This window comes from Bradyrhizobium sp. (assembly GCF_019244115.1).
Taxonomy (GTDB): Bacteria; Pseudomonadota; Alphaproteobacteria; order Rhizobiales; family Xanthobacteraceae; genus Bradyrhizobium.
This window is the reverse complement of record NZ_JAFATE010000572.1, coordinates 1-5,871: the sequence shown is the minus strand read 5'-3', so window position 1 is coordinate 5,871 and position 5,871 is coordinate 1. Positions and strand designations below refer to the sequence as shown.

General features: G+C 64.9%; 3 protein-coding genes. All 3 read right to left on the bottom strand.

Annotation, left to right across the window (positions count from 1 at the left end; translation table 11 throughout):
* Positions 1-1,450 (bottom strand): Do family serine endopeptidase (locus JOZ76_RS25355; RefSeq protein WP_291703289.1); only part of this gene is annotated, 1,450 nt, incomplete at its 3' end.
* Between the two features lie 353 nt (positions 1,451-1,803).
* Positions 1,804-3,279 (bottom strand): SagB/ThcOx family dehydrogenase, encoded by a 1,476-nt coding sequence (locus JOZ76_RS25350; protein ID WP_291703287.1) that lies wholly within the window; start codon positions 3,277-3,279, stop codon positions 1,804-1,806.
* Between the two features lie 71 nt (positions 3,280-3,350).
* Positions 3,351-5,603: a TOMM precursor leader peptide-binding protein gene (locus JOZ76_RS25345; RefSeq protein WP_291703285.1), complete on the bottom strand. Its 2,253-nt coding sequence runs from the start codon at positions 5,601-5,603 to the stop codon at positions 3,351-3,353.
* Between the last annotated feature and the right edge of the window lie 268 nt (positions 5,604-5,871).

The window sequence follows — 5,871 nt, the reverse complement described above, 5'->3', positions numbered from 1 at the left end:
GCGCCTCGCGGATATCCGATGCGCTGCTGACGGCCTTGCCGCCGACGTCGAGAATGACGTCGCCGGTCTGCATGCCGTGTTCGGCAGCCGGACCGTCGGGATCGACGCCCGTCACCACCACGCCCTTGTCGCCGGATCCTGCGACCTCGCTGGCCGGGGCGACGGAGAGGCCGAGATGTCCGCCGACACCGCGGTGCGAACCGGACCGCTCGTGCTCGACGCTGGCTTCCCGCTGGCTCGGCATCGTGCCGAGCGCGACGGTGATGGTCTTGCTCTGTCCCTTGTGCATGACATCCAGCTTGACCGAGCTGTCCGGCGCGAGCGCTGCGATCTGGCGTGCAAGATCACGGGAGTCCTTGACCGTGGTGCCGTTCACGGCCGTGATCACATCGCCAGCCTCGATGCCGGCCTTGGCCGCGGGGCTGTCCGCCTGCGCCTCGTCGACCAGCGCGCCTTCGGCCTTCTTCAGGCCGAGGCTGTCGGCAATACCCTGCGAGACCGGCTGGATCTGCACGCCGAGATAGCCGCGCGTCACGACGCCCTTGTCCTTGAGCTGAGCGATGACCGACTTCGCGGTCTCGGCCGGCACGTCGAAGCCGATGCCGACCGACCCGCCGGACGGCGAGAAGATCGCGGTGTTGACGCCCACCACATTGCCGTTCATGTCGAAGGCCGGGCCGCCGGAGTTACCCTTGTTGATCGGCGCGTCGATCTGCAGATAGTCGTAGGCGCCCGAGCCGATATTGCGTCCCTGCGCCGAGACGATGCCGGCCGTCACCGTGCCGCCGAGCCCGAAGGGATTGCCGACCGCGACGACCCAGTCGCCGACGCGCGGCGGCTGATCGCCAAATTTGACATAGGGCAAATCGCTGGCGTTCTCGACCTTGATCAGCGCGATGTCGGTTTTCGGATCGGTGCCGATGACCTTTGCGGTGTATTTCTTGCCGTCGTCGGTCGTCACCTGCACGGACGTCGCATGATCGACGACATGATTGTTGGTCACCGCATAGCCGTCGGCCGAGATGAAGAAGCCCGAGCCCTGGCCGGTGATGATCTGGTGCCGCTGGAGTCCCGGCGGCATGCCGTCATCGCCGAACTGGCGGAAGAATTTCTCGAAGGGGGTGCCACGCATCGACGGCGGCAGCGTTTGCTGTTCGTCGTTCGGCATGTCGTTTGGCATGGAGGCGTCGGCGCTCTGATCGATCTTGACGCTGACCGAAATGACCGCGGGCTTCACTTTCGCGACCAGGTCGGCAAAACCGGCCGGACCTTGCGGCGACTCGGCGGCCTGCGCAGCGGTCAAGAACGATTGGCCATGGTGGTCGAAGCTCAGCGGGCCGCCGAATGCGAGGGCTGCGCCGACGACGGCGACGGAGCCGAGCAGCGTCAGGCGCCGCGCCGACAGCAGCTTTGGCGGCTGTGAACGATGTACGTTGTTCAAGTCTGTCATCACGAAAGTCTCCAGGATTGATCCGCTCATGCCCCTTGCAACGACACATAGAGGACCAACATGAAGGCGTCCTTTCCCGCGTATTAACTCTTCGAAAGACGACAAATGGACGCAACCGGCGTCTGCCCCTGCGGGTTTACAGTCACGAGTAGCTGCGCGTGATGCGGGAAGGAAAAGTCGGACGCTCCAGGGAGACCGGGAGCGTCCGCTGAGGTGAGCAGATGAATCCGGGGAGGGACGTCGCCACCTGCAACAACGGACCAGATCCTGCCGGGCGTGTTTGCGCCTAATCAATTGCCGTTGGCCGCTGCTCCGACGGCACGCTCAGGCCAAACCCCGCAAGGAATGATCGCTCACATGCGATCGCGATCGCGCTGGGGCACCTGCGGCGCAGCGCGGCCGAGCGCGAAGTGGCCGACGGGGCCTTCGACATGAAAGGCGAGCCCGGTCATGTCAGCGAACTGCTCGATGTTGCCGGTTCCGATCGCACAGCCGCCAAGACCCATGTCGGTTGCGGCCAGATAGAGCGTCTGCGTGAGCACGCCGACATCCTTCAGGATCAGCGAATAGGCGAGCGAAGCGTATTTCCAGGAGACGCGGCCAAAGCGCGCTGCGATCGTGACGAGAATCTGCGGCGAGGTCTCGGCATCCATCGCGTAGACGGCGGCGCCGATCATCTCGTCGACATGCTGCTGCGCGACGTCGAGCCGCACCAGCGCGTGAGCGGACGCGTCGTAGTGATAGAGGCCGCGGGCGAGCCCGTCGCATTTGTCGATCGCGAGATAGAGCTCGAGCTCATAGGCGCTGCCGCCGGACGGGTAGGGCCGCGAGGTGTAGCCCAGGACCGGGCCGAAATCGTCACTCTCCCAAGTCTTGCGAACCCGGGCGGCGCGCGCGAGCAAGGTGGCGAGCTCGGCCGCCGTCACCGGGTGGGCATTGTCATAGTCGCGCACCGAGTGGCGGGCTTCCAACAGCGCTGCGAGCGGTGAAACCGGCTCGTGCTGCGCGGCCTCTAACGGCGCGAGCTCGATCCTTTCACCCTTCCATGGCGGCCGCACCGCGGGCAGCGGAGCGATGTGGTCGACATGGGGATAGACGCCGCCGAGCGGGTTGGCGTGCCGGCCCTCGGTGCTGCGCGTGTGAAACAACAGGTCGTGAAAATCCCACAGCACCAAAGCATCGTCGCCCTCGCCGCGGCGGCCGTCCTCGCGCTTGGCGTCGACCTTGAACAGGATCCGGCTGTCAAGGAGCAGGCCGAGGAGATCGTCGCCCGGAAAGCTGGCGAGTTCCCTGAGCTTCTTGACGGGCTGCGGACTCGACAGGATCGCCAGGGCGGCTGCGATCGGGGCTGACACGCGGAACAGCGCGCTCGAGCGCGGCGATTCCAGCACCAGCTCGTCGCCGCGCCGGCGCATATAGGCGAAGCGCGACAGCACGATCCTGTCTGCGGCGCCGATTTTGGCCGGCTCCGGCCAATAGCCCGCCGTCTGCGGCTCGATGGCGAAAAGCTCGGAGCTCCCTTGTGCGAACGAAAATTCCAGCAGGCCGAACATGGCGAGGCGCTTAGCCAGCTGATGGAGCTCGCGGGCGAGGGCATCGGCTTTGGCAAAGAATGACAGTGGCAGGCCATCGTACAAGGCTTCGGCCTGCGCGATCGCGCGCGCGCTGAACCTCCCGAGCTCGATCGAATAGTCGTTGAAACAGGCCGCGAGCGCGCCGCCGGGCTGCGCCTGCAAACTCACCTGCGGATTGAGCCGTGCCGACAGAACCGCCTGTCCGCCGCTCGCCGCGGCCTTGCCCCGAGCGACCGGCGCCGGCGCGGCCTTCAACGGCGTTTTCGCTCGGGCTTTCTTCGACCGCGACGCCTGTGTCGATCTGGTGCGAACAGCCTTGGCCATCGTCAGGTGTGGGGTGGGAAGGGCGTCAGCTCTTGCTCCGGGATGGGCTCGCCGCGCAGGCCGAGTTTCACCGGGATATCATACAGCCGGCCCGGCGCGAAGCGGCGATAGAAATGCCGCAGTCCGGGAACGATCACCCGGGCCACCGGCACCTCGACATCCGGCCTCGTCTGGTCGAGCACCATGAAATCATGGCCCGCGCGGCGCGCAATCTCGACACACGCATCGACCTGCTGGCGGGTGTTGTCGCGCGGGATCGGCATGCCGAGCTCCGAGGCTTTGATGGGATGAGGGGCCGGCAGCAGGAACGGATAGTTTTCGAGGCGCAGCGGCGTGGTGCCGTCGAGCGAGGGTTTTTCGCCGCTGCCGCCGCCCATCAGCCCGATCGCGAGGAACTGACTGAGTTCGGTCAAGGCGCGCAGCAGCGCGATGCGCGGATCAAAATGCGCACCGGAGCCAAACTCGATGTTCTCCTGGCCGTTCTGCATCCAGTGCATCATGGCGACATAGGTCGGCACGCCGAGGTCGGTCGTAATGTCGAGCACCCAGAGCTTTCGCCCCGCCTCAGTGAACTGGGTCTGCAGGTCGCGGACGTAGGAGTCCTCGAACTTGCTGAGATCGACCTCGGCCCGCTGCGAGCGGTTGTACCACCAGATCGCATAGGAATCGCGCTCAACGAGTTCGAGAAAGCCCTGGACGATCGCTTCCTCGAGTGTATTGCCGGCGGCGCAGCCATTGGAGTCGGCGTTGAAGGCGGCCGGCCCGCTGTAGAAGAAATACAGCTGGCTGGTGGGAACATATTTGAACTTGTTATCGCGCAGCGACCACACCGGCGACCACTCGATCTTGGCGGTCGGGTCGAACGGATCGGGGGCGGGCTGGTGGTTCTCATGCTCGTCATGCGAATGGCGCGCCAGATATTGCGCGTCGCTGTAGAGCAGGACGTCGTTCGGCTTGATCGCCTCGTCGGGTGCGAAATCGGCAAATCGCTTGAGCTGACGGATCTCGTCGCCCTGGAAGATGCCGGAATAGCGCTCGATCGCTTCCATCAGGGCGCTCGCTTCGCCCTGCTCGGCGGTCGAGCCCTTGCCAAAACTGCCGCCGCTCAATCCCATGCGGAGCTGATCGACATCTTGCGCCGGCGCCGAGAAGTTGTGGGAGGCGAAGAAATTGGTGTTCATCGGCAGATCGGCTTCGATCCGCTCGAGCCGTTTGACCACGCCGGTGAGCGGGCTGACATGCTTCTTGAAGCGCGCAACGGTCGCACGCGAGGCGACCGTGCGATAGCCGCCCGACGTGACGAGCAGCTTGGCGCCCGCGCCGAGCGCGATCGGCTCGGCGGCTCTGCGCGGATTGAGCAGCTTCTTGTCGCCGCAGGTCGGGCACTGTGGACGCTGCGCCACAAAATGCCTGGCGATGGTCGCGCCGGTCAGGTCGAGGCTCAGGATGTGATTGTTCAGATCGGTGCGGAAGCCCGACGCAATGGCCTTCGCAATCTCGATCGCGGCGAACTGGACGCCGCTCTGACCAAGGGGGTTCTGGGTCAAAGGCGAGACCGCGACCGCCTGCGCGGTGCCGCGGTCGAGGAAACCTTTGACCTCGCGGTTGCGGATCATGCGGTCGAACAGACAGGTCCAGCAACCGGAATGGCCCGATCGGAACACCGGTCCGACCAGCGGAAAAATCCCTGAAGGCTGCACCAGAAGCCAGGGCGACTTGTCGGCGACACGCTCGCGGTTCAGCTCGGCGAGCTGCTGTTCGAGATAGTCGTTGACCAGGGTGATGGTCAGGTCCGGTGAACTTTTCACGGTCCGCACCCCGAGGTGGGTGAGCGCCGTCGCCAGCTCCGCGCCGCCCTTCACGTCGATCGACTGAATGCGCACGCGACATCCCGCGAGATTCTTCTCGGCTTCCTCGGGTGGCAGCCCGAGGCTCGCCCAATAGCCCGCGACGACTCCATCGGTGATCTGCGAGGCGGGCAGGACGTAACGGCGTTCGAGCAGGCGGCCAACCGCTTCCTCCACCTTATCGCGCGGAAAGCTTCGGGTGAGGGTATCGATCAGCTGGCGCGCGCTCTTGCCACCCTTTGCGATCTCGGCAACGAGAGTGCAGAACAGTTCGCCGTGCAGGAAGAATTTGCGATCCTCGGAGTAGAAGCAGACGGTGTTGGGCAGCAGGTAGGCCGAAAAATTCGGTGCGAACTGCAGCATGTCCCTGGGCGCCTGTCGCGCCGCGCCATTTTTGCGGGTGGTCATCGCGACCACCTTCGCGCCCGGCTTGAGTGTTGCCTTGGGAGTTGACTTGGGAGTTGTCTTGGGAGTTGTCTTGGGTGTCACCTTGCGCGTCGTCTTGGCCGCGGCGGTTCGCCGCTGCGAAGCGTCGGCCTCAGATGTCGGATCTTTCTCGAGTGCTTTGCGCGTTGCCATGGTCCGATGGGAGTTGAAGGGCCCGCACGCTTTTATCGGATCAAAATGAATGCCGGATGAGCGCGGGGAGCCGGAAGCGGGAGATGGTCTATCGGGA

Coding starts and splice junctions, on each gene's coding strand:
- JOZ76_RS25345 (WP_291703285.1), bottom strand. CDS start 5,603: ATGACCACCCGCAAAAATGGCGCGGCGCGACAGGCGCCCAGGGACATG.